General features: G+C 62.9%; 25 protein-coding genes. 15 read left to right on the top strand and 10 right to left on the bottom strand.

The window, feature by feature from the left end:
- The first annotated feature begins 27 nt into the window (after nucleotides 1–27).
- The gene (gene ccmD / locus NKI58_RS13760; protein WP_352456348.1) at nucleotides 28–195 is read left to right on the top strand and encodes a heme exporter protein CcmD; all 168 of its coding nucleotides are present in this window, start codon (nucleotides 28–30) and stop codon (nucleotides 193–195) included.
- Nucleotides 192–767: a DsbE family thiol:disulfide interchange protein gene (locus NKI58_RS13755; protein ID WP_352622350.1), complete on the top strand. Its 576-nt coding sequence runs from the start codon at nucleotides 192–194 to the stop codon at nucleotides 765–767. Before ccmD ends, NKI58_RS13755 begins: the two co-directional genes overlap by 4 nt.
- Nucleotides 768–871: 104 nt before the next feature.
- Here NKI58_RS13755 and NKI58_RS13750 read toward each other — a convergent pair whose 3' ends face one another.
- A complete protein-coding gene (locus tag NKI58_RS13750; protein WP_023721879.1) occupies nucleotides 872–1,039 on the bottom strand; it encodes a hypothetical protein in 168 nt (55 codons plus the stop codon).
- A gap of 264 nt (nucleotides 1,040–1,303) precedes the next feature.
- On the opposite strand from NKI58_RS13750, the gene NKI58_RS13745 reads away from it, so the two are divergent.
- A complete protein-coding gene (locus tag NKI58_RS13745) occupies nucleotides 1,304–2,221 on the top strand; it encodes an SMP-30/gluconolactonase/LRE family protein (RefSeq protein ID WP_352782807.1) in 918 nt (305 codons plus the stop codon).
- A gap of 32 nt (nucleotides 2,222–2,253) precedes the next feature.
- Entirely contained in the window at nucleotides 2,254–2,463 is a 210-nt protein-coding gene (locus NKI58_RS13740) for a tautomerase family protein (RefSeq protein WP_352782809.1), read from the top strand.
- Nucleotides 2,464–2,619: 156 nt separating this feature from the next.
- Here NKI58_RS13740 and NKI58_RS13735 read toward each other — a convergent pair whose 3' ends face one another.
- The 7 genes from NKI58_RS13735 to NKI58_RS13705 form a co-directional block, all read right to left on the bottom strand.
- On the bottom strand, nucleotides 2,620–3,141 hold the full coding sequence (locus NKI58_RS13735; RefSeq protein ID WP_352782811.1) for an NADPH-dependent FMN reductase: 522 nt from the start codon (nucleotides 3,139–3,141) through the stop codon (nucleotides 2,620–2,622).
- Between the two features lies 1 nt (nucleotide 3,142).
- The gene (locus NKI58_RS13730) at nucleotides 3,143–3,763 is read right to left on the bottom strand and encodes a pyridoxamine 5'-phosphate oxidase family protein (RefSeq protein WP_352456344.1); all 621 of its coding nucleotides are present in this window, start codon (nucleotides 3,761–3,763) and stop codon (nucleotides 3,143–3,145) included.
- 90 nt (nucleotides 3,764–3,853) lie between these two features.
- Complete coding sequence (locus tag NKI58_RS13725) at nucleotides 3,854–4,519, bottom strand: septation protein A (RefSeq protein WP_352783622.1); 666 nt, start codon at nucleotides 4,517–4,519, stop codon at nucleotides 3,854–3,856.
- 61 nt (nucleotides 4,520–4,580) lie between these two features.
- Nucleotides 4,581–6,170 carry a signal recognition particle-docking protein FtsY gene (gene ftsY / locus NKI58_RS13720; protein WP_352824156.1) on the bottom strand — a complete coding sequence of 530 codons (1,590 nt, stop codon included), beginning with the start codon at nucleotides 6,168–6,170 and terminating at the stop codon, nucleotides 4,581–4,583.
- A gap of 11 nt (nucleotides 6,171–6,181) precedes the next feature.
- Entirely contained in the window at nucleotides 6,182–7,483 is a 1,302-nt protein-coding gene (gene mtaB, locus NKI58_RS13715; RefSeq protein WP_352826735.1) for a tRNA (N(6)-L-threonylcarbamoyladenosine(37)-C(2))-methylthiotransferase MtaB, read from the bottom strand.
- Nucleotides 7,483–8,367, bottom strand: coding sequence for a diaminopimelate epimerase (gene dapF, locus NKI58_RS13710; protein WP_352782817.1), 885 nt, complete (start codon nucleotides 8,365–8,367; stop codon nucleotides 7,483–7,485). The genes mtaB and dapF overlap by 1 nt, the downstream gene beginning before the upstream one ends.
- Before the next feature lie 74 nt (nucleotides 8,368–8,441).
- The gene (locus tag NKI58_RS13705) at nucleotides 8,442–8,603 is read right to left on the bottom strand and encodes a DUF1328 family protein (RefSeq protein ID WP_031195454.1); all 162 of its coding nucleotides are present in this window, start codon (nucleotides 8,601–8,603) and stop codon (nucleotides 8,442–8,444) included.
- A 239-nt stretch (nucleotides 8,604–8,842) separates the two neighbouring features.
- On the opposite strand from NKI58_RS13705, the gene NKI58_RS13700 reads away from it, so the two are divergent.
- Nucleotides 8,843–10,102, top strand: coding sequence for a flavin-containing monooxygenase (locus tag NKI58_RS13700; RefSeq protein WP_352782819.1), 1,260 nt, complete (start codon nucleotides 8,843–8,845; stop codon nucleotides 10,100–10,102).
- Here the strand turns inward: NKI58_RS13700 and NKI58_RS13695 are convergent.
- Nucleotides 10,099–11,109, bottom strand: coding sequence for an MBL fold metallo-hydrolase (locus tag NKI58_RS13695; RefSeq protein WP_352782822.1), 1,011 nt, complete (start codon nucleotides 11,107–11,109; stop codon nucleotides 10,099–10,101). The genes NKI58_RS13700 and NKI58_RS13695 overlap by 4 nt on opposite strands.
- Nucleotides 11,110–11,412: 303 nt before the next feature.
- Between NKI58_RS13695 and NKI58_RS13690 the strand changes: the two genes are divergently transcribed.
- Both NKI58_RS13690 and zapE read left to right on the top strand, forming a co-directional pair.
- On the top strand, nucleotides 11,413–11,952 hold the full coding sequence (locus NKI58_RS13690) for a protease inhibitor Inh/omp19 family protein (RefSeq protein ID WP_352593778.1): 540 nt from the start codon (nucleotides 11,413–11,415) through the stop codon (nucleotides 11,950–11,952).
- 83 nt (nucleotides 11,953–12,035) lie between these two features.
- Entirely contained in the window at nucleotides 12,036–13,238 is a 1,203-nt protein-coding gene (gene zapE, locus NKI58_RS13685; RefSeq protein ID WP_352782825.1) for a cell division protein ZapE, read from the top strand.
- 34 nt (nucleotides 13,239–13,272) lie between these two features.
- Here zapE and NKI58_RS13680 read toward each other — a convergent pair whose 3' ends face one another.
- The gene (locus NKI58_RS13680) at nucleotides 13,273–13,701 is read right to left on the bottom strand and encodes a GNAT family N-acetyltransferase (RefSeq protein ID WP_352782827.1); all 429 of its coding nucleotides are present in this window, start codon (nucleotides 13,699–13,701) and stop codon (nucleotides 13,273–13,275) included.
- A 232-nt stretch (nucleotides 13,702–13,933) separates the two neighbouring features.
- On the opposite strand from NKI58_RS13680, the gene mdh reads away from it, so the two are divergent.
- Genes mdh through odhB form a run of 8 tightly spaced genes read left to right on the top strand, consistent with a single transcriptional unit; the run spans nucleotide 13,934 to nucleotide 23,126 of the window.
- Entirely contained in the window at nucleotides 13,934–14,902 is a 969-nt protein-coding gene (gene mdh, locus NKI58_RS13675; RefSeq protein ID WP_292660644.1) for a malate dehydrogenase, read from the top strand.
- Nucleotides 14,903–14,943: 41 nt separating this feature from the next.
- Nucleotides 14,944–16,140 carry an ADP-forming succinate--CoA ligase subunit beta gene (gene sucC, locus NKI58_RS13670; protein ID WP_352782830.1) on the top strand — a complete coding sequence of 399 codons (1,197 nt, stop codon included), beginning with the start codon at nucleotides 14,944–14,946 and terminating at the stop codon, nucleotides 16,138–16,140.
- Nucleotides 16,140–16,631, top strand: coding sequence for a hypothetical protein (locus NKI58_RS13665; protein ID WP_352782832.1), 492 nt, complete (start codon nucleotides 16,140–16,142; stop codon nucleotides 16,629–16,631). The genes sucC and NKI58_RS13665 overlap by 1 nt, the downstream gene beginning before the upstream one ends.
- 32 nt (nucleotides 16,632–16,663) lie before the next feature.
- Nucleotides 16,664–17,035 (top strand): cupin domain-containing protein, encoded by a 372-nt coding sequence (locus NKI58_RS13660; protein ID WP_023679793.1) that lies wholly within the window; start codon nucleotides 16,664–16,666, stop codon nucleotides 17,033–17,035.
- A gap of 49 nt (nucleotides 17,036–17,084) precedes the next feature.
- Nucleotides 17,085–17,987 carry a succinate--CoA ligase subunit alpha gene (gene sucD / locus NKI58_RS13655; protein WP_352623528.1) on the top strand — a complete coding sequence of 301 codons (903 nt, stop codon included), beginning with the start codon at nucleotides 17,085–17,087 and terminating at the stop codon, nucleotides 17,985–17,987.
- 41 nt (nucleotides 17,988–18,028) lie between these two features.
- On the top strand, nucleotides 18,029–18,775 hold the full coding sequence (locus NKI58_RS13650; protein WP_352782834.1) for a hypothetical protein: 747 nt from the start codon (nucleotides 18,029–18,031) through the stop codon (nucleotides 18,773–18,775).
- 35 nt (nucleotides 18,776–18,810) lie between these two features.
- The gene (locus tag NKI58_RS13645) at nucleotides 18,811–21,798 is read left to right on the top strand and encodes a 2-oxoglutarate dehydrogenase E1 component (RefSeq protein WP_352824154.1); all 2,988 of its coding nucleotides are present in this window, start codon (nucleotides 18,811–18,813) and stop codon (nucleotides 21,796–21,798) included.
- A gap of 29 nt (nucleotides 21,799–21,827) precedes the next feature.
- Nucleotides 21,828–23,126, top strand: a complete 1,299-nt coding sequence (gene odhB, locus NKI58_RS13640; protein WP_352782836.1) for a 2-oxoglutarate dehydrogenase complex dihydrolipoyllysine-residue succinyltransferase — start codon at nucleotides 21,828–21,830, stop codon at nucleotides 23,124–23,126.
- The last annotated feature ends 13 nt before the right edge of the window (nucleotides 23,127–23,139 follow it).

The following is a 23,139-nucleotide window of genomic DNA, read 5'->3' as shown; positions in this document are numbered from 1 at the left end:
GTTGGAAAGCGCCGCGGAGCGAAAAGCATGAGCGTACATGCGCTTTATGTCACCGCCGCCTATGCGATCACGGCCGTGGTGCTGGGCGGGCTGATCGGCTGGATTCTGCTCGACCAGCGCGGCCGCAAGCGAGAGCTTGCCGAGCTGGAGGCATCCGGCGTGCGCCGGCGCTCCGATAAGGCAGTAAAATCATGAGCACGGAAACCCAAACACCGGCGCGCCGCCGCCTGATCGTGCTGCTGCCGCTGCTGGTCTTTCTCGGGCTGGCGGGATTGTTCCTGGCGCAGCTTTTGTCCGGGCGCGACGTGTCGGAAGTGCCGTCAGCGCTGATCGGCCTGCCGGCGCCGCAGACCAACCTGCCGGCGCTCGAAGGCACCAATTTGCCGGGCCTCGATTCAAAACAGTTCGCCGGCAAGGTGACGCTGGTCAACGTCTTCGCGTCCTGGTGCGCGCCGTGCCGCGAAGAGCATCCGGTGCTGCTGGCGCTGTCGCAGGACAGACGCTTCGTCATGGCGGCGCTGAACTACAAGGACCAGCCGGAAAACGCCCGTCGGTTCCTTGGCGATCTCGGCAACCCATTCCAGGCGATCGGCGTCGACGAGGCCGGACGCACGGCGATCGACTGGGGTGTCTACGGCGTGCCGGAGACCTTCGTCATCGGCAAGGATGGCAAGATCGCCTATAAGCATGTAGGGCCGCTGACGCCGGACTCGGCGCGGACGCTGCTGTTACCCGAAATCGAGAAGGCGCTGGCCATGCCGGGCTGATGGCCCGCCGTTTCGTCATGCTAGGGTCTTTGCTCCGCTTTGCGTCGCTACGCCCAAGGATGACGAACGTGATAGGTCGACCACGTGATAGGTCGACCGAAGACTCAGCCGTAGATCTGCTTGTGGACCTGGTAGAGCATTTCGCTGCGGTCGGCGCGCATGTCGGCGAGGTCACGGCTGCTGAAGCTGTCGATTTCGGCGACGAGGCGGTTGTAATGCCGGCGCTTGGCGATGCTGGCGCGAGCGCGGCTCATGAGGCTGTCGATGATCATAGCGAGTTTCCTTTTTGCGCCGCGTTTCGCGGCCAGTTGTTCCTCCCTTGATCGATACGGAGCATGACATAGTTATGGTGCATTGCAAAAATAAGATGTTGCAATGCACCATTGCGCTGGGCGCATAGCCGGTTAACGGGATGTGACCTGCCGTCCGGGCCAGCATTCGCTTCCATAATGCTTCTGACGCATCATCGATCTTGCCATATCGATCGTGGGCTGGCTTGATCGCGCCTTGCCAAGCGACTGCTACCGGGAGGAACCATGGCCAGCGAATTCTACGAAGTTCTCGATCCGCGCTTTTCGCGGCTGTTCAACGGCAATGCACAGGTCGACAGGCTGTTTACCGGCTGCCGATGGGCGGAAGGACCGGCCTGGTTCGCGGCCGGGCGCTATGTGGTCTGGTCCGACATCCCGAACAATCGCATGCTGCGTTACGACGAGACCGACGGCAGCGTCAGCGTGTTCCGTCAGCCGTCCGGCAATTCCAACGGCAACACGGTCGACCGGCAAGGCCGGCTGGTTACTTGCGAGCATTCCGGCCGCCGCGTCAGCCGCACCGAGCATGACGGGTCGGTAGTCACCATCGCCGACAAATGGCGCGGCAAGCGGCTGAACTCGCCCAATGACGCGGTGGTCAAGTCCGACGGCTCGATCTGGTTCACCGACCCGAGCTACGGCATCGATACCGATTACGAGGGCGACAAGGCCGAAAGCGAGATCGGCGCCTGCCATGTCTACCGGGTCGATCCCGGCACCGGCGAGACCGAGGCGGTGATCACCGACATGGTCAGGCCCAACGGGCTCGCCTTCTCGCTCGACGAAAGCAAGCTCTATGTCGCCGACACCGGCCGCACCCATGGCGCCCAAAACCCGGCGCACATCCGGGTGTTCAATGTCGACCAGGGCGGCAAGACGGTCTCAGGCGAAAAGGTCTTTGCCGACTGCACCGCCGGCCTGTTCGACGGTTTCAGGCTGGATGCGGACGGCCGCATCTGGACCAGTGCCGCCGACGGGGTCCATTGCTACGATCCGGACGGGACGCTGATCGGCAAGGTCAAGGTACCGGAAGTCGTCGCCAATTGCGTGTTCGGCGGCAACAAGCTGAACTGCCTCTACATCGCCGGCACCACATCCCTCTACATGGTCCGGCTCATGGTCAACGGCGCCAAAACCTACTGAGCGGCCGCCAAGCATATGCAAGGGAGGGAACCATGCCATTCGTGAATATCCGCCTGGTCAAGGAGGTGATTGCCGATGACCCGGCCGGCAAAAAGGCCGCGATCGCCGCCCAGGTGACGGCGGCCATCACCGGCGTCACCGGCCTGACCAACAATGATGTCTGGATAGTCTTCGAGGAGGTCGCTGCACGCGACTGGTTCGTCGGCGAGACCGACGTCGAGACGCGGAGGGGCAACGGATAGTTCTCGGCACAGATTGGCCGCAGCTCCTAGCGTCGTCATCCCAGGGCGGAGCAGGAGCGAAGCTCCGTCGCGGAGACCTTGGGATGACGAAAGCACGGTCCGGCGTTCACCGCGAGCGGATGAAGCCCGCGAAGGCCGAAACGGCGCGGCGCATCGTCAGCCGGTTTTCCGGCTGCGATAAGATATCCTCCACCTCCGGCGGCCTCTTGCCGAGCAGCGCGATTTCGAGCGCTGCTTCCCCATGGAGCGCGAAAGACATTGTCCGTTGACCTCGGCCAGTGCGGCGCGGGCAAACAGCGAGCGCGGCGAGGCGTGGACCAGCGTGGCCGGCTTGCCGACGGCGGCATCGCGCGACACCAGCCAGTCAAGCGCGTTCTTCAGGCCGCCTGGCACACCGTGGGCATATTCCGGGCAGGAGACGATGACGCCGTCAGCGGCGGTGACCGCATCGATCAGCACTGCTGCTTGCAGCGGCGTCCGCTCGCCTTCCTCATCGGGGTTGAAAATCGGCAGCCGGCCAAGCCCATCGTAGACGGAGACGTGACAGTCCGGCGGCGCGTTTTGCGCGAGTGCCGCGAGCAGGGCCGAATTGGTCGAGGCGGCGCGCAGGCTGCCGGAGATGGCGAGGATGTTGAGCAAAGGAATGGAGACCGGCTTGGGCGATTCGTTGCCGATCACGCTACCACATGGTCTCCCTGTATTCCTCGTCCAGCCAGCGGTCGGTCGCCTCGGCCGAATCGGCGAGCGCCAACTGGTCGCGCAGGATCTGGCCGAGCGTCGGCAGCGTCGCGCGGTCGTACCAGCTCTCCGGCTTCCACAATTCGGAGCGCATGAAGGCCTTGGCGCAATGCATGTAGGCGGCCTTGACCGTCACCACGACGACGCTTTGCGGTGCCTTGCCGTCGACCGCCAGCCGCTCACGCAATGCCGCATCGACGGTGATGCGGGCATCGCCATTGACACGCAGCGTTTCGTTCATGCCGGGAATGAGGAAGAGCAGCCCGATCGAGGGATTGAGAAGGATGTTCTCCAGCGTGTCGAGCCGGTTGTTGCCGGGTCGGTCGGGGATGGCGATGGTCTTCTCGTCGAGCACTGTTACGAAGCCCGGCCTGTCGCCCTTGGGCGTCACATCGGCATTGCCGGCGCCGTCGGACGAGCCGATCAGCACGAAAGGGCTCTTGCCGATGAAGGAACGGCAGTGGCCGTCCAATGCCTTCAGTTCCTTGCGGATCGAGCCGTCAGTCGGCCGAGGCGTCTTGTAGATCGTCCTCAACTCGTCGCGCGTGGTGATGAATTCCATGCCCCTCTCCTCTTATTCTGACGCAATTCCCTAGGGAAAGCGCTACGCGCTTTTCCCGGGAAAACCGCTACACACTTTCCTGGAATTGCTCTATTTGCCGGCCTTCTCTTCCTTGCCGGTCTTGTCCTCGAGCGAATGGCGCAGGATCAACGGCATTTGGCTTAACGTGAAGACAAGGGTAATGGGAATCGTGCCCCAGACCTTGAAATAAAGCCAGGCTTCCTCAGAAAAGTTGCGCCACACGATCTCGTTCAGCGCAGCCAGAAAAAGGAAGAAGAGCCCCCATCGGAAAGTGAGCTTGCGCCAGCCTTCGGCGTCGAGATTGAAGGCGGAATCAAAGACATAGCCCAACAGCGATCTGCCAAACGCCAACCCGCCAAGCAACGTGATGCCGAACAGGCTGTTGATGATTGTCGGCTTCATGAAAGCGAAGGTCTTGTCCTGCAGCCACAGCGCCAGCGCGCCAAACACAAACACCACGATGGCCGAGACCAATGGCATGATCGGCCAGCTGCGCGTCAAAATCCACGAAACGCTGAGCGACAGCGCCGTCGCCACCATAAAGAACGCTGTGGCAATCAGGATAGGCTCGCCGATATGGCCGAGGATCGGAAATTTCCCGACAAGCCACGCGCCGCGGATGGTGGTGAAAAAGAACACCAGGCCAGGCCCGAGTTCGAGCAGGAATTTCAGGCCGGGGTTCAACGCCCTGCGTCGCGGATCGGACGGGTCGCCTTCGAGGATGGGTGGGTTCATAGCGTCCTTCTTACGCATGATCCAAATCCAAAAAGCCTGCAACTTTTTGGGATCATGCTCGTCAAGCCACGCCAGCGATCGCCCTGGCGAATTCGCTTGCGGAAAAGGGTTCGAGGTCGTCGACCTGTTCGCCGACGCCGATGAAATAGACCGGCAATTTATGCTTTGCCGCGATCGCCACCAGAATACCGCCGCGCGCCGTGCCGTCCAGCTTGGTCATCACCAGGCCGTTGACGCCGGCGACATTGCGGAAGATCTCGACCTGGTTGAGCGCATTCTGGCCGGTGGTGGCATCGACCGTCTGCAGCACGGTGTGCGGCGCTTCCGGATCGAGCTTGCCCAGCACCCGGACGATCTTTTCCAGTTCCGCCATTAGTTCGGTCTTGTTCTGCAGCCGCCCGGCGGTGTCGATGATCAGCACGTCGGAGCCGGCCTCCTTCGCGCGCTCGAATGCATCGTAGGCGAGGCCGGCGGCATCGGCGCCGAGCTTCGAGGCAATGACCGGCGAGTTGGTACGCTCGCCCCAGATCTTCAGCTGCTCGATCGCGGCTGCGCGAAAGGTGTCGCCGGCGGCGAGCATCACCGAAAGACCGCCATCGGTGAGCTTCGCCGCCAGCTTGCCGATGGTCGTGGTCTTCCCCGTGCCGTTGACGCCGACCACCAGGATGACATGCGGCTTGTGGCTGAGGTCGAGCTCCAACGGCATGGCGACGTGGGTCAGCACCTTCTCAACCTCGGCCGCCATGATGGCCCGGACTTCGGTGTCGGAGACGTCCTTGCCGTAGCGGCTGGCGGAGAGCGCGTCGGTAACGCGCAAAGCCGTCTCCATGCCGAGATCGGCGCGGATCAGCACATCCTCCAGGTCCTGCAGCGTGTCCTCGTCAAGTTTCCGCTTGGTGAAGACCCCGGCGATGTTGCCCGACAACTCCTTGGAAGAGCGGGCAAGCCCGTCTCGCATGCGCTGGAACCAGGAACGCCTCGGCGCCGGTTCGGGCGCCTTCTGCGGCTCGGCTTTCTGCTCGACCTTCTTGGTTACGGTGACTTTGCCGGGGGCGGGCTTTGGCTCCGGCGATGGTTGCGGAACGGCTCCTGGCTCGGGCTTTACCTCCCCCTCGATGGGAGGGTGGGGCGCCGGCACGACCTCCGGTTCGGGCGCGATCTCGGTCAAGATCGGTTTCGTCTCGGCCGGCGCTGGCTGCCGGATCGGGGGCGGTATTTCGGCGGGAGGGACTTCGCGCGCTGGCGCTGCTGAGGGAGCCTCGGTGGGCACTACCGGCACTTCGACGGGTGCAGGTTCTGGCTGGGAGGGGACGATTTCTGGCTGCTGCGGCTCGGCCCGGATCTCCTCCGGTTCCTCAGCAGGCGTTTCCGGCTCGGGTGGAATGGTCGGCGGCGGCTCAGGCTTCTGCGATTCCGGCGCCGGTTGGGGTGCCGGAGGCAACTCTGGTTCGACTGGCGGTGGAGGTACGGCTTCGACTTCGGGTCGCGACTCGTCGCGTTTCAAAAACTCCGGGACGGCCTGCTCGGCGGCCGGTTTCAGCGCCTCCAGTTCGTCCCATTTGATCGGCGGCAGCGGTGCGGTCTCGTCGGGCCGCTCCTCGACGACTTCCTTCTTGCCGAACGAAAATATCTTCTTGAAAAAACCAGCCATGTCTTGCGTTCTCAGGCGGCGCGGGCGGCAAGCGGCGCGGCGATCAGTCTGATACCGTCATGGCCGGCGATATCAACCTCGACGATGTCGCCCGGAGCGCCGGCCGAGACCGCGGCCAGCGTGAACCCCTCGGTGCGGCCAAGGCCGTCACGCTCGACCAGGATCGACTGATGCGTTCCAGCGAGCGAGGAAAGGTGACGGCGGTAGGCGGCCTCGCCGGCGGCACGCAGGCGTGCGGCGCGCTGCTTGACCAGTTCGCGGCGAAGCTGCGGCATGCGTGCGGCGGGTGTGCCCTGGCGCGGCGAAAACGGAAAGACGTGGAGATGCGTCAGGCCGCATTCCTCGACGATCTCCAGCGAGTTTTCGAACATGGCGTCCGTCTCGGTCGGGAAGCCGGCGATGATGTCGGCGCCGAAAACAATGCCGGGGCGCAGTTTGCGCACATCCTCGCAAAAGCGGATCGACTGGTCGCGGCTGTGCCGGCGCTTCATCCGCTTCAGGATCATGTCGTCACCCGATTGCAGCGACAGATGCAGATGCGGCATCAGCCTCGGCTCGGTGGCGATGGCGTCCAGCAGATCGTCGTCGGCTTCGATCGAGTCGATGGAGGAAAGCCGCAGGCGTTTCGCGTCTGGCACCTGCTTCAGGATGGTCTTGACCAATTTGCCGAGCTTCGGTGCGCCCGGCAGATCGGTGCCAAAACTGGTCATGTCGACGCCCGTCAGCACGATCTCGGCATAACCATTGCCGACGAGTCGCTTGATCTGCTCGACCACGGCGCCCATCGGCACCGAGCGCGAATTGCCGCGACCGTAGGGAATGATGCAGAAGGTACAGCGGTGGTCGCAGCCGTTCTGCACCTGGACAAAAGCGCGCGCCCGGCCCTCGATGGCGTCGACCATGTGGGCGGCCGTCTCGCGCACCGAAAAGATATCGTTGACGCGCGCCTTCTCAGTGTCGTTGACGCCGAAATCCGGCAGCGCGCGATAGGAATGCGCCTTCAGCTTTTCCTCATTGCCGAGGACGAGATCGACCTCGTCCATGGCGACGAAATCCTGCGGGCCGGTCTGCGCGGCGCAGCCGGTAATGATGATGCGGGCAGCCGGGTTCTCACGGCGGGCTTTTCTGATCGACTGCTTGGCCTGGCGTACAGCCTCGCCGGTGACGGCGCAGGTGTTGAAGATGATGGCACCGCCTTCGAGCCCGCCGAGGCCCGCACTTTCGGCTTCACGCCGAATCACCTCGGATTCATAGGTGTTCAGCCGGCAGCCGAAGGTGACGACCTCGATACCCTTGTTGCCAAGAGGAGCCATCAGGCGGCGCTTTCGGTGTCGCGCGCCCACGCCCCGGTCGACGGATCGAAGCTGCCGGAAAATTCCCATTCGGCGGCACCGGTCAGGATGACGTGGTCGTCGTCGCGCCACAAAACATGCAGCGAGCCGCCGCCGGGCGTCATCAGCGTGACGCCGCGGCCGGTACGCCGGGTGCGGGACGCGGCGACCACAGCGGCGCAAGCAGCCGTGCCGCAGGCCTTGGTCAGGCCGGCGCCGCGCTCCCAGGTGCGGATGACCATGGTGTCCGGCGAAGTCACCTGCGCGATGGTGATGTTGGCGCGCTCGGGGAAGATCGGATGGTTTTCGAGCAGCGGGCCGAAGCGCTCGAGCTCGTACGACCAGACGTCGCGGTCGACCCAGAAGATGGCGTGCGGATTGCCCATCGAGACGACCGACGGCGAATGCAGCACCGGGGCATCGATCGGACCGATCTGCAGCTCGATCATGCGGGTGTCGCGGAATTCCTCGGCCAGCGGGATGTCCTGCCAGCCAAAGCGCGGCCTGCCCATGTCGACCGAGATCATTCCGTCGGCATGTTCCTCGGCATTGAGGATGCCGGCGACTGTTTCAAAGGCAAATGTCTTCTGGCCGGTCTCGGCGGCGAGCGCCTGGACGACACAACGCATGCCGTTGCCGCAGGCTTGCGCCTTGGTGCCGTCGGAATTCAAGATGTCGATGAAAAAGGCGGTGCCCGGCGTCCTGGGGTCGTGGATCGCCATGATCTGGTCGAACCTGGTCGCCGCATCGGCATTAAGCGCGACGGCTGCCGCAGGCGTCACGCGATCGGCACGGCCACGCATATCGGCAACGACGATTTCGTTGCCGATGCCGTTCATCTTGGCGAAAGGGGCCGCGCTTGCCATCGATCGAAAGGTCTCTTGCCGGTTTGGCGCCTATATGGCGGATAGCGGCAGAAATTACCAGCGCGGCGTGATTTTCAAGTCACCGCGAAGACGCCAAGCACGATCAGCAGGAAGATGATCAGCACGATGCCGATGAGGATGCGCGCGCCGGTGGCGGCGGCTCCGGCCAGTGCCGGCATGCCGAGCAGGCTCGCCGCGGCCGCGATAATCAAAAGAATGATGATCCACCTGATCATGAGAGACACCTCGCAGCCGACAGGTTTGAACACGTACAAACGCTTCAGCGAGGCCTTGGGTTCCGCCGGCGGTGGCTGGGGCGGGTCGGAGAACCCGGCTGGGATATGCAGCTACGGATGCAATGTGTCATAGTATTGAATGATCCAAACGACGTGTTAGCTGGCACATGAGCTGCGGCCGGCGGATAGGAAAGTCGGGACTTGCATATTTGAGTCTCGACGGCTTGGTAAAATTTCCAATGACCGAGCGTTGGGACACAATCATTATTGGTGGCGGCCAGGCGGGGCTCGCCATGAGCTACTATCTTCAACAACATGAACGTGAGCATGTTGTGTTGGAACGCGCTCGTATTGCCGAACGCTGGCGGACGGAGCGTTGGGATTCGCTCCGATTTCAATTCATCAACCAGGCAATAGAGCTTCCTGGGCTTTCTTATCAGGGCCCCGAACCGGAGGGGTTCGCCCATCACACCGCTGTCACGCGATTCATCGAGCACTATGCGGCCAAAATTGCAGCTCCGGTTCGCCAGGGTGTCGAGGTCACGAGGCTCCGGCACAGGGATACCGGCGATTATGCATTGGAGACAAACACCGGCAGCATGAGAGCCCGCAATGTCGTAGTGGCGACGGGCCCGTTCCAGCGTTCGATGGTACCGGCGGCCGCCAGGGATTTGCCTCGATCCGTTTACCAGGTTCACGCTTCGAACTACCGCAGCCCCGACGAACTTCCCCCCGGAGCGGTGCTGGTGGTGGGCAGCGGCGCATCTGGAAGCCAGATAGCCGATGAGCTCCAGCAATCCGGGCGCAATGTCTATCTTTCGGTCAGCCCCCATCGTCGGGTGCCTCGGCGCTATCGCGGCAAGGATGTTTTGTGGTGGTTCGACAAAATGGGACGTTTCGAGATCACCATCGACAGTTTCCCGGAGCAGCGGTATCCCCCCTCGACGGTCGTAACCGGTGTCAATGGCGGTTACGATATGAACGTCCGCCGTTTTGCCCGCGATAGCGGAACGGTGCTGGGACGTGTGCTCGGATACGCCGATGGAAAACTGTTGGTGGCCGGGGATGCCTCGCAGATATTGGCTGAAGCCGATAGGTCCTATGACGATTTTGTCTCCGCTGCAGAGGCGTTGGCAGAGAAACCTGAAGTCGCGGACCACATCAGCGATGGCAATGAACGCTCAGCAACGCCAATCCTGGCGGAAGTCGGCGGCGCCCGGTCAGTGGATATCTCCGGCGAGAACGTCAGCTCGGTTATCTGGGGGACGGGATACCTCTTCGACTACAACTGGATAGATTTGCCAATTTTCGATTCGCGCGGTGCACCCGTTCAACAGCGTGGCGTGACGGCTTTTCCTGGCCTGTATTTTCTTGGCCTCCATTGGATGCATACCTTTGGCTCTGGCCTTCTCTCATATGTAGGCCGCGACGCCGCCCACATAGCCAGGTGTATGGAAGCCTTGGGTTCGCCTGCGCCGTCAGGCCGGTCGCCGGGCTAGACCGCCGGCGCGTCCCAGACTTCGCCCGGCCGCAAGGCGCGAAAACGTTGCCGCGGCAGGCCGGCAGCATCGAGCGCTTCGCCGAGCTTTCTGGGCGGCTCGTCGATCGGCTCGTTGGTGAGCCGGAACGTGCCCCAGTGACAGCCGGCGGCATAGGCGGCGTTGCACAAAAGCATGCCTTGCACCGCCTCCTCCGGATCCTGGTGATGTGGCGCCATGAACCAGCGCGGCTCGTAGGCGCCGATCGGCAGGATGGCGAGGCGGAACCCGCCGTGCTTTTGCGCCATCAGCCGGTAATTGATGCCACCGTGGAAGCCGGTATCGCCGGCGAAATAGATCTTTGCGTCGGGTGTCTCGACGACGAAACCCGCCCACAGCGCCATGCGCCGGTCGCGAGTACCGCGGGCCGACCAGTGGTGCACCGGCTCGACATAGACGGCGACGCCATCGCCGATATCGACCCGGTCGCCCCAGTCATGCGCGGAAAGCCGCATACGGGGCACGGCAGCGCCGATGATCGTGTCGTTGCCGAGCGGCGTCAGCAGCAGCGGGTCGTGTCTTGTCTTCAGGCGCTTCAGCGTGGCGAGGTCGAGATGGTCGTAATGGTTGTGGCTGACCAGCACGAGGTCGATCGGCGGCAAATGCGAAAAGGCGATGCCCGGCGGATTGACGCGTTTCGGACCGGCGAAGGAGAGCGGCGAGACACGCCGCGACCAGACCGGGTCGGTCAGGATGTTCAGGCCGGCTGTCTGGACGAGCAGCGAGGAATGACCGACCATGGTGAGGCGGAGCGCTGCACCATCGATGCGCTCGACCGGTCTTGCCGGTGGAAACGGGCTCGGATCCGCCGCCGGCCATTTCGAGCGCTCGCGGCTCAATTGCCATTTCAACAGATCGGCAAAGCGACCCGGCGGCCGTCCGTTGGGATTGAAGAACAAGGTGCCGTCGAAATGATCGCTGGGCGGCCCGCTGTAATAGCGGTTGGCGGCTCTCTTTCTCGCGGCCAAGAAATCGGCTCCCTGCAGTTTGCTGATCCCAAGAGGTAATGCCGGAGCCGGCCCGCACAAGCATTTGAGGTGAACGCCAAGGATTTGGCGCCAGCGCGCCGTATCGAATCAACCGGAGGTGTCGGCCAAACGGCCAAGGCGTAACGCAATTCAGGCAATGTGCATTTTGCGACAAATTTGCAACATTACCGGCGCAAACCGTATTTTAACCATATCGGGTTGAAATTTCGCCACCTTCGCCATCTTGGTGAGGGGGACATTGCGCGGACGGCACCCCCAGCCCGATCCGACGGAGGTTGAAGAATGAAAATTTCGAAAACCGGCCTGCTGGCCGTATCGCTGGCCGCGCTCGTTGCGAGCGGCTGTTCAACCTCACGGTTCACATCAATGGACGAGCAGCAGCCGGCGCCCCTGGAAGCTGCGCCCGCCGGCAAGGTGACCGCAAACCAGCTGCCGCCGCCGGCGACACCCGGCCCGGCCGATCCGTCGAAATTTCCTACCGCGCCGCAGAACACCCAGGTCGCCTCGCTGCCGCCGGACGGGACGGCGCCAGCCGGTGCGGCCGACCTTACCGCGTCCAGCGTCGCCGGCGTGTGGAAGGCAAGCGTGTCCGGCCAGAGCTGTCAGGTGGCGACGCCGCAGACCAAATTCGGTTCGGGCTACCGCGCCGGACCGCTGCATTGCCCGGCGCCGCTCGACGGCATCAAATCCTGGAACGTCGCCGGCAAACAGCTGACGCTCTTTGACGAGAATGGCGGCACGCTGGCACGGCTCTATTCCTCGGGCGGCGAGAAATTCGACGGCCAGACTTCCAACGGCCTGCCGATCTCGCTTACAAGGTAAGAGAACGGCCCCCATTGTTACGCAATTCCGGACAGAAAACCGCTACACACTTTTCTTGGAATTGCTCCGGAACGACGTGACCGATGCATCTGCGTGACGGCCTCCAGACCCATGCGACCGTCAAGCAGCGCTATGACCATCTGGTCGAGACGGGCGCCATCGGGCGCGATCCGGCGCAGGAGCGGATCGCCGCTGCGCTCGATCGGCTGATCGAAGAGATATCGGCAAAGCGGCTGGCGCAGAAATCAAGCGCGCTGGGGTGGTTGTTCGCCCGCAAGCGCGAGGTGCACGAGGCGGTCAAGGGCCTTTATATCCATGGCGGCGTCGGCCGCGGCAAGACCATGCTGATGGACATGTTTTTCGAGCTGCTGCCGGTGCGGCGCAAGCGCCGGGTGCATTTCAACGACTTCATGGCCGACGTGCAGGACCGCATCCAGAAGCACCGGCAGGCTCGCAAGAACGGCACGGCCAAGGAGGACGACCCGATCCCGCCGGTGGCGCGCGCGCTGGCCGAGGAAGCCTGGGTGCTATGCTTCGACGAGTTCTCCGTCACCGACATCGCCGATGCGATGATCCTGTCAAGGTTGTTTTCGGCGTTGTTTGCCAATGGCGTGGTGCTGGTTGCCACTTCCAATGTCGCGCCGCAGGATCTCTACCGCGACGGCCTGAACCGTCAGTTGTTTTTGCCGTTTGTCGCTATCCTGGAGCGCCACGCGCAGGTGCTGGCGCTTGACGCCGACAAGGATTACCGCCTCGACAAGCTCAGCCGCATGCCGGTCTACGTCACCCCGGCCGATGCCGCCGCCGACCATGCGCTCGACAACGCGTGGGCGGTGATGACACATGGCAGGCCGACGGCCGACACGATGCTGACGGTGAAGGGCCGGCACGTCATGGTGCCGCGGGCTGCCGGCGAGGCGGCGCGGTTTTCCTTCGCCGATCTCTGCGAGAGGCCGCTCGGCGCCCGCGACTATCTGGCCATTGCCAGCCGTTTCTCGACCACCTTCATCGACCATGTGCCGGTGCTCGGCGAAGGCAAGCGCAACGAAGCCAAGCGCTTCATCCTGCTGGTCGATACGCTCTACGATCATCATGTGCGGCTGGTGATGAGCGCCGCGGCACCGCCGGCGCAGCTCTATACGGCCAAGCGCGGCAACGAAGTCTTCGAGTTCGAGCGCACCGCATCGCGGCTGATCGAGATGCAGAGCCACGACTGGCTGGAGGACTGGGCGGAGAGGCAGAGGGCGCAGGGATCATCGACGGAGGCACGGCAGGCACAGGCGTGAGGGATAGTACAGAAGGGGGCGCTGCCGCCGGCGCCTATAATCGATAAACATACATGACGAACCCCTCCGCCGGCCCATGCGGCTCTTTTCGCGACTCGTAAAGTGCGCGAGCAGCAACATTGTCCGGCTCGGTGCCGACCCACGCCTCCTCACAGCCATGCTCGCGACCGAGTGCGAACATGGCGCCGAGCATCCTCGTCGCAATGCCCTGGCGTTGAAAGGCCGGCGCCACGCCGACCTCGTCTATGTAGAGTTCGCTCACCTTGTCCGGGTGGCGGTGGATGACGGCTGCGCATTGGCCAACGACGATGCCGTCGGCGAGGGCCACGACCATGAAATGACCGGGCTTCGCGAGATAGGCGGAGAGCCGATCCGGCCTGACCGGCTCGTCGAAGACTTCGTCGGCAACCCGCATCACAAGGGCGTCATCGCCAGGAAACAGCCTTCTGATTTCCAGTGCCATTGTGTAGAATTCCTCTAGTCGGCTTCAGAATTTTGACGTTTACGTAATTCCCATTGTTTCTAACCGATTGAAATTACTCACTTCGAAATAATCGTTTGAATTTTTGTGCGGCCGGGGCTATTGCGTGCGGCGCATTTCGCGGTTCCGCAGCATTCCGGCCTCTTCCTCCGACGCCGTCATCAAATCATCAAGGATTTGGGCGCCGTCATAGTCAAAGGGAAAATATCCTGACATGGCACGCAACAAGATAGCGCTCATCGGCTCGGGCATGATCGGCGGCACCCTCGCCCACATGGTCGGCCTCAAGGATCTCGGCGACGTCGTGCTGTTCGATATCGCCGAAGGCATCCCGCAAGGCAAGGGACTGGACATCGCGCAGTCGTCGCCGGTCGATGGGTTCGACTCGAGGCTGACCGGCGTCAACGACTATGCCGGCATCGAGGGCGCCGATGTCTGCATCGTCACCGCCGGCGTGCCGCGCAAGCCCGGCATGAGCCGCGACGATCTTCTAGGCATCAATCTGAAGGTGATGGAGCAGGTCGGCGCCGGCCTCAAGAAATACGCGCCGAAAGCCTTCGTCATCTGCATCACCAATCCGCTCGACGCCATGGTCTGGGCGCTGCAGAAGTTTTCCGGCCTGCCCAAGAGCCATGTCGTCGGCATGGCCGGCGTGCTCGACAGTTCGCGCTTCCGTTATTTCCTTGCCGAGGAATTCAAGGTCTCGGTCGAGGACGTCACTGCCTTCGTGCTCGGCGGCCACGGCGATTCCATGGTGCCGATGATCCGCTATTCGACGGTTGCCGGCATCCCGCTGCCCGACCTCATCAAGATGGGCTGGACCTCGAAAGAGCGGCTCGACCAGATCGTGCAGCGCACCCGCGACGGCGGCGCCGAGATCGTCGGCCTGCTCAAGACCGGCTCTGCCTTTTATGCGCCGGCCGCCTCGGCCATCGCCATGGCCGAAGCCTATCTCAAGGACAAGAAGCGGGTGCTGCCCTGTGCGGCGTATCTTTCGGGCCAATATGGCGTCAAGAACACCTATGTCGGCGTTCCCGTGGTGATCGGCGCCGGCGGCGTCGAGCGTATCATCGAGATCGAGCTCGCGAAGAGTGAGCAGAAGATGTTCGACAGTTCGGTCGCAGCGGTGCAGGGCCTGTGCGATGCCTGCGTCAAGATCGCTCCGCATCTCGCGGCCAAATAAGCCGGCAACCAAGCCCGCCAAGCAAGCTGGAGACATAGCGCATGAACATCCATGAATATCAGGGCAAGGCGCTGCTGAAGGGCTTTGGCGCACCGGTGGCCGAGGGCGTGCCGGTGTTCAAGGCGAGCGAGGCGGAGGCCGCCGCCAAGGCGCTGCCCGGCCCGCTCTATGTGGTCAAGAGCCAGATCCATGCCGGCGGCCGCGGCAAGGGCAAATTCAGGGAGCTCGGCGCCGATGCCAAGGGCGGTGTCAGGCTGGCAAAGTCGGTAGCCGAGGTCGTCGCCAATGCCAAGGAGATGCTCGGCCGTACGCTGGTCACCAAGCAGACCGGCCCGGCCGGCAAGCAGGTCAACCGGCTCTATATCGAGGACGGCGCCGACATCGAGCGCGAGCTCTATCTGTCGATCCTGGTCGACCGCTCGGTCGGGCGCGTCGCCTTCGTCGTCTCGACCGAGGGCGGCATGGACATCGAGGCGGTCGCCCACGACACGCCGGAAAAGATCATTACCGTCGCCATCGACCCGGAAAAAGGCGTGACGACCGACGATGTGAAGAAGCTCAACGCCGCACTGAGACTCGACGGCGACGCCGCCAAGGATGGCGCGACGCTGTTTCCGATCCTCTACAGGGCGTTTGTCGAGAAGGACATGAGCCTGCTCGAGGTCAACCCTTTGATCGTCATGAAGAACGGCCGGCTGCGCGTGCTCGACGCAAAAGTGTCGTTCGACAACAATGCGCTGTTCCGTCACCCGGACGTGGTCGAATTGCGCGACACCACCGAAGAGGACGAGAAGGAGATCGAGGCGTCGAAATACGACCTCGCCTATGTCGCGCTCGACGGCAATATCGGCTGCATGGTCAACGGCGCCGGCCTGGCGATGGCGACGATGGACATCATCAAACTTTATGGCGCCGAGCCGGCCAACTTCCTCGATGTCGGCGGCGGCGCGTCCAAGGAGAAGGTGACAGCGGCATTCAAGATCATCACCAAGGATCCGGCGGTCAAAGGCATCCTGATCAACATTTTTGGCGGCATCATGAAATGCGACATCATCGCCGAGGGCGTCATCGCCGCGGTCAAGGAGGTCGGCCTGCAAGTGCCGCTGGTGGTGCGGCTCGAAGGCACCAATGCCGAGCTCGGCAAGAAGATCATCAACGACAGCGGGCTAAACGTGGTGTCGGCCGATGATCTCGATGACGCAGCCAAGAAGATCGTGGCGGCGGTGAAGGGCGGCTGATGCAGCGGTTGCTGGCGATAGCGCTCTGCGGCATGGCTTTTTGGGCCAGCGCTGCTGCGGCCGCGGATATTTCGAAGTCGCCCGCCTGGATTGGCAAGAGGGTCAATCTCTTCATGAATTTATGTCCGGCAACGGCGCCCAGCTTCGGCCGGTTCAACGCGGTTGCCCGGCAAAGCGGGTTCAAGGCCGGATCCGACGGGCTGCAAGTCTACAAGGCTACGGAAATCGTTGCCTCAATCAAGAGTTCGAGTGGTCGCTGCGACTGCCTGGTCTCCTTCGGCACCAACGATCCGAAGCTGGCCGCCAACATGATCCTGAAAAGGCTTCTGACCAAATATGGCAGCAGTTTCCAAGCCGATGATGACCCCAAGTCCCTTGGTGAAATGAGAACGTCTGGCGGCAATTTATCGGTGCAGATCGTGACGATCCGGCGCGCCGGGGGCCGATGGATCGGTGCTGTCGTTCACGGAAACCAAAAATGCCCAGCTTGAAAACAGAACTTCAGGGTCAAGGTCGATAGGCGATGCCTCCGCACAAGATAAACCTCGTCGAGGCGGCGGATCAGAAGATCAAAAAGGTCTTCGACCCGCATATCGCCGGCGACGTGAACGACAGCCAGGTCAAGATCGCCAAGTTCGGCGACGTCTTCGATTGGCACGCGCATGACAATGAGGACGAGGCCTTCCTGGTGCTGCGCGGCCGCATCGCCATCGATTTCCGCGACGGCACGGTGGAGCTTTCCAGCGGCGAATTCATAGTCGTGCCGCGCGCCGTCGAGCACCGGCCGCGCTCGCTAAGCGAGGAGCCGGTGGTGCTGATGTTCGAGCCGGCAACGACGCTCAACACCGGCAATGCCAAAAGCGACCTTACCGTCGCCGAGCTGAAGCGGTTGTGACCATGAGCGCGCGGCCTTCCCCGATCAACGGTTTTTGAAAAGGACCACCATGTCCATTCTCGTCGACAAGAACACCAAGGTGCTGGTGCAGGGCCTGACCGGCAAGACCGGCACGTTCCACACCGAACAGGCGCTGGCCTATCACGGCACAAAGATGGTCGGCGGCATCCACCCCAAGAAGGGCGGCGAAACCTGGACCGGCGCCAAGGGCGAGGCGCTTCCGATCTTCGCCACCGTAGCCGAAGGCAAGGCCAGGACCGGCGCCAACGCTTCGGTCGTCTACGTGCCGCCGGCGGGTGCTGCCGAAGCGATCCTGGAAGCGATCGAGGCCGAGATCCCGCTGATCGTCTGCATCACCGAGGGCATACCGGTTATGGACATGATCAAGGTCAAGGCGAGGCTCGACCGTTCGACGTCGCGGCTGATCGGGCCGAACTGCCCCGGCGTGCTGACCCCCGACGAATGCAAGATAGGCATCATGCCCGGCAACATCTTCCGCAAGGGCTCGGTCGGCGTTGTTTCCCGCTCGGGAACGCTTACCTATGAGGCGGTGTTCCAGACCACCAATGTCGGCCTTGGCCAGACCACCGCCGTCGGCATCGGCGGCGATCCGGTCAAAGGCACGGAGTTCATAGACGTGCTGGAGATGTTCCTCGCCGACGACGAGACCAAGTCGATCATCATGATCGGCGAAATCGGCGGCTCAGCCGAGGAAGACGCCGCGCAGTTCCTCAAGGACGAGGCAAAGCGCGGCCGCCGCAAGCCGATGGCCGGCTTCATCGCCGGGCGCACCGCGCCGGCGGGCCGCACCATGGGCCATGCGGGCGCGGTCATCTCCGGCGGCAAGGGCGGCGCGGAAGACAAGATCGCGGCGATGGAATCGGCCGGCATCAAGGTTTCGCCATCGCCGGCCCGGCTCGGCACGACGCTGGTCGAGGCGATCAAGGGTTAAGAACGTGAGCAGCCGAGCTTTCGAATGCCGATGAGCAGGACATGGAAGACGAGAAGCGCATCATCCTATGCATACCCGGCCCTTGGGAAGACAGGTCGGCTTTCGTACGCGCCGTTGCAGAGGCGTCGATGCCTTCAGCTGACTACGTGGCTGCGGGGATGATCGTGATGCACGGCCCGAGCAAAGCTGCGTTCGAATTTGATTTCTGCGACCGCGACGAGGATATGACGAGAGCCTTCGCCGGCGCCGGCCTCGCCAACAAGCTCGGCAAGGATGTCATCGACAAAATCGGCTCGCACAAGAGCGTCGTCTATTTGCTTTCCAGGGCCCTGCAAACGAAGGAAACATCGATTTCCATCGCAAAGGCGGCAGCCCATCTGATCCAGGCCGGTGGTCTGGGCGTGAAGGTCGAAACGGCCGGAAAGGCATTCTCAGCGGATCAATGGCTTGAAGAGACAAACGGCGGTTTTGTTGAGATCTACGGGCTGATGGTTCTGGATTCCGTGTCGGACGGTACGACTACCTACAGCTGCGGTATGCGTAATCTGGGGCTTTGGGATTCTATCGTTTCAGGTGACGAATTTCAGTCTGCCGTCAAGCTGCTTCGCGGCTTCAACATGTATCAACTTTACGAAAGCCCCGAGCTTTTGGCCGGTCAGACGTTTGGACTGGAAGCAGGCGCACCGCGATATCGTTTGAGTGTGGAAACGCAGCAGCCCGACGCGGACCACAATCTGTATGCAAACCCTTTTGGCATGTGGCGGCTTAGCCGCGTGGTAGCGCATTAGGGATAGGGAGACGGAGCAACGCTCCGCTAGGCAAAATGGCACGACAAGATCAAACCAACGACCAGTTTTCGCTTACCTCTTTCCTCTATGGCGGCAATGCCGATTATATCGACGCGCTCTATGCCGCCTATGAGGACGATCCCGCGTCGGTCGATCCCGAATGGCAGGACTTCTTCGCGGCGCTGAAGGATGACGCCGGCGACGTGCGCAGGAACGCCAAGGGCGCCTCTTGGGCCAAGCCCTCCTGGCCGATGCAGGCCAATGGCGAGCTGGTCTCGGCGCTAGACGGCAATTGGGGCCTGGTCGAAAAGCACATCGAAAAGAAGGTCAAGGACAGGGCGGTCGGCAACGGCGCAGCGCTTTCCGACGCCGACGTGCATCAGGCGACGCGCGATTCCGTCCGCGCCATCATGATGATCCGCGCCTTCCGCATGCGCGGCCACCTGCACGCCAATCTCGATCCGCTGGGCATTGCCAAGCCGCTCGAGGATTACAACGAGCTGTCGCCGGAGAATTACGGCTTCACCGAAGCCGACTACGACCGGCCGATCTTCCTCGACAATGTGCTCGGGCTGGAATTCGGCACCATCCGGCAGATGCTCGACATCCTGACCCGGACCTATTGCTCGACGCTCGGCGTCGAATTCATGCATATTTCCGATCCCGAGGAGAAGGCCTGGATCCAGGCGCGCATCGAGGGCACCGACAAGGAGATCTCCTTCACCGCCGCCGGCAAGAAGGCGATCCTGCAGAAGCTGGTCGAGGCGGAAGGCTTCGAGCAATTCATCGACGTCAAGTACAAGGGCACCAAGCGCTTCGGCCTTGATGGCGGCGAGTCGCTGATCCCTGCGCTGGAGCAGATCATCAAGCGAGGCGGCCAGCTCGGCATGAAGGAGATCGTGCTCGGCATGGCGCATCGCGGCCGGCTGAACGTGCTGTCGCAGGTGATGGCCAAGCCGCACCGCGCCATTTTCCATGAGTTCAAGGGCGGCTCCGCCGCGCCCGACGAGGTCGAGGGCTCGGGCGACGTGAAGTACCATCTCGGCGCCTCGTCGGACCGCGAGTTCGACGGCAACAAGGTGCATCTGTCGCTGACCGCCAACCCGTCGCATCTGGAAATCGTCGACCCGGTGGTGATGGGCAAGGCGCGCGCCAAGCAGGATTATCTGTTCGGCCGCAGCCGCGAGGAGATCGTGCCGCTGGAAGAGCGCGCCAAGGTGCTGCCGCTGCTGTTGCATGGCGACGCCGCTTTTGCCGGCCAGGGCGTGATTGCCGAAATCCTCGGCCTGTCGGGCCTGCGCGGCCACCGCGTCGCCGGCACGCTGCATTTCATCATCAACAACCAGATCGGCTTCACCACCAACCCGCGCTTCTCGCGCTCGTCGCCTTATCCGTCGGACGTGGCCAAGATGATCGAGGCGCCGATCTTCCACGTCAACGGCGACGACCCGGAAGCGGTGGTCCATGCCACCAAGGTGGCGATCGAATTCCGCATGAAGTTCCACAAGCCGGTCGTGGTGGACATGTTCTGCTACCGCCGCTTCGGCCATAATGAGGGCGACGAGCCGGCCTTCACCCAGCCGATCATGTATCGCAAGATCCGCAACCAGAAGACGACCATGCAGATCTATGCCGACCGGCTGATCGCGGAAGGCCACATCACCCAGGCCGAGCTCGAAAAGGTGAAGGCCGATTGGCGGGCGCATCTCGAGCAGGAATTCGAGGTCGGCCAGCACTATAAGCCGAACAAGGCGGATTGGCTGGACGGCGCCTGGTCCGGCCTGCGCTCGGCCGACAACCAGGACGAACAGCGGCGCGGCAAGACCGCCGTGCCGGTCAAGACGCTGAAGGAGATCGGCAAGAAGCTGACCGAGGTGCCGAAGGATTTCGAGGCGCACAAGACGATCATCCGCTTCCTCGACAACCGCCGCCAGGCGATCGAGTCGGGCGAAGGCATCGACTGGTCTACGGCCGAGGCGCTGGCCTTCGGCGCCATCCTGCTCGACGGCAATCCGATCCGGCTGTCCGGCCAGGATTCGGAGCGCGGCACCTTCTCGCAGCGCCATTCCGTGCTCTACGACCAGCGCGACGAGACACGCTACATCCCGCTCAACAATCTGTCGGCGGCGCAGGCCGGCTTCGAGGTCATCAACTCGATGCTGTCGGAAGAGGCCGTGCTCGGCTTCGAATATGGCTACTCGCTGGCCGAGCCGAAGGCGCTGACGCTGTGGGAAGCGCAGTTCGGCGACTTCGCCAACGGCGCCCAGGTGGTCTTCGACCAGTTCATCTCGTCGGGCGAGCGCAAATGGCTCAGAATGTCGGGCCTCGTCTGCCTGCTGCCGCATGGCTACGAAGGCCAGGGCCCCGAGCATTCGTCGGCCCGGCTCGAGCGCTTCCTTCAGCTTTGCGCCGAAGACAATATGCAGGTCGCCAACGTCACGACGCCAGCCAACTATTTCCACATACTGCGCCGGCAGTTGAAGCGGGACTTCCGCAAGCCGCTGATCCTGATGACGCCGAAGTCGCTGCTGCGCCACAAGCGGGCGGTATCGACGCTGCCGGAGATGTCGGGCGAAAGCGCCTTTCACCGGCTGCTGTGGGACGATGCCCAGCTGCTGTCGGGCCAGGCCATCAAGCTCACCAAGGATTCGAAGATCCGCCGTGTCGTGCTCTGTTCGGGCAAGGTCTATTACGACCTCTACGAGGAGCGCGAGAAGCGCGGCATCAACGACATCTATTTGCTGCGCGTCGAGCAGCTCTATCCGTTCCCGGCCAAGGCGCTGATCACCGAACTGTCGCGCTTCCGCAATGCCGAGATGGTGTGGTGCCAGGAGGAGCCCAAGAACATGGGCGCCTGGTCGTTCATCGATCCGTATCTCGAATGGGTGCTGGCGCATATCGACGCCAAGCATCAGCGGGTGCGCTATACCGGCCGGCCGGCCGCCGCCTCGCCGGCGACCGGATTGATGTCGAAGCATCTCGCCCAGCTTGCCGCCTTGCTCGACGACGCGCTTGGTGAATAGAACAGAACTGAAAGAAACGGACAGGCACAATGGCAACCGAAATCCGCGTCCCGACACTTGGTGAATCCGTCACCGAGGCGACCATCGGCAAATGGTTCAAGAAGGTCGGCGACGCGATCGCCGCCGATGAGCCGCTGGTCGAGCTCGAAACCGACAAGGTGACGGTGGAAGTGCCGGCCGCCACCGCGGGCACGCTCAGCGAGATCGCCGTCAAGGAAGGCGAGACGGTCGGCGTCGGCGCACTGCTCGGCACGATTTCGGCAGGCGCCGGCGCGGCAGCCAATTCCGCCGCTCCGGCAACGAAGCAGGAGGCGGTGTCGCAGGCTTCGGCTCCGACTGCGGCCTCGAGCGTCAAGCAGGCCGCTGCCGAGACGGCCAAGATCGCCGGCGACGCCGGCGCGATCGAGACGCGCACCATGCCGCCGGCACCGTCGGCAGCAAAGCTGCTGGCCGAGCACAATCTCGCAGTCGACCAGGTGTCGGGCTCGGGCAAGCGCGGCCAGGTGCTGAAAGGCGACGTGCTCGACCTGATCGCCAGGGGCGCGCCGTCGCAGCCGGCAGAAATGCCGAAGGCCGCGCCTGTACCGGCACCCGTTGCCGCGCGCGCGCCATCCTCGGCCGACGATGCCTCGCGCGAGGAGCGCGTGCGCATGACCAAGCTGCGCCAGACCATCGCGCGCCGCCTCAAGGAAGCGCAATCGACCGCCGCCATGCTGACCACCTTCAACGAGGTCGACATGAGCGCGGTGATGGCGCTGAGGAGCAAATACAAGGACGTGTTCGAGAAGAAGCACGGCGTGAAGCTCGGCTTCATGGGCTTCTTCACCAAGGCCGTCACCCATGCGCTGAAGGAGATCCCGTCGGTCAATGCCGAGATCGACGGCACCGACATCATCTTCAAGAACTACGCCCATATCGGCGTTGCCGTCGGTACAGAGAAAGGCCTCGTCGTGCCGGTCGTGCGCAATGCCGACCAGATGTCCATCGCCGAAATCGAGAAGGACATCGGCAGGCTGGGGCTTGCGGCGCGCGACGGCAAGCTGTCGGTTGCGGATATGCAAGGCGGCACGTTTACGATTTCCAACGGTGGCGTTTACGGGTCGCTGATGTCGACGCCGATTCTCAACGCGCCGCAGTCCGGCATTTTGGGTATGCACAAGATTCAGGAGAGGCCGATGGTGGTCGGCGGCCAGATCGTCATCCGGCCGATGATGTACCTGGCGCTGTCCTACGACCACCGCATCGTCGACGGCAAGGAAGCGGTGACGTTTCTGGTGCGGGTCAAGGAAAGCCTCGAGGATCCGGAACGGCTAGTGCTCGACCTCTAGGGGCGGCCGACGT

This window comes from Mesorhizobium sp. M0522 (genome assembly GCF_040321085.1).
Taxonomy (GTDB): domain Bacteria; phylum Pseudomonadota; class Alphaproteobacteria; order Rhizobiales; family Rhizobiaceae; genus Mesorhizobium.
Note: the sequence above shows the minus strand (reverse complement) of the source record. Positions and strands in the feature narration are given on the sequence as shown.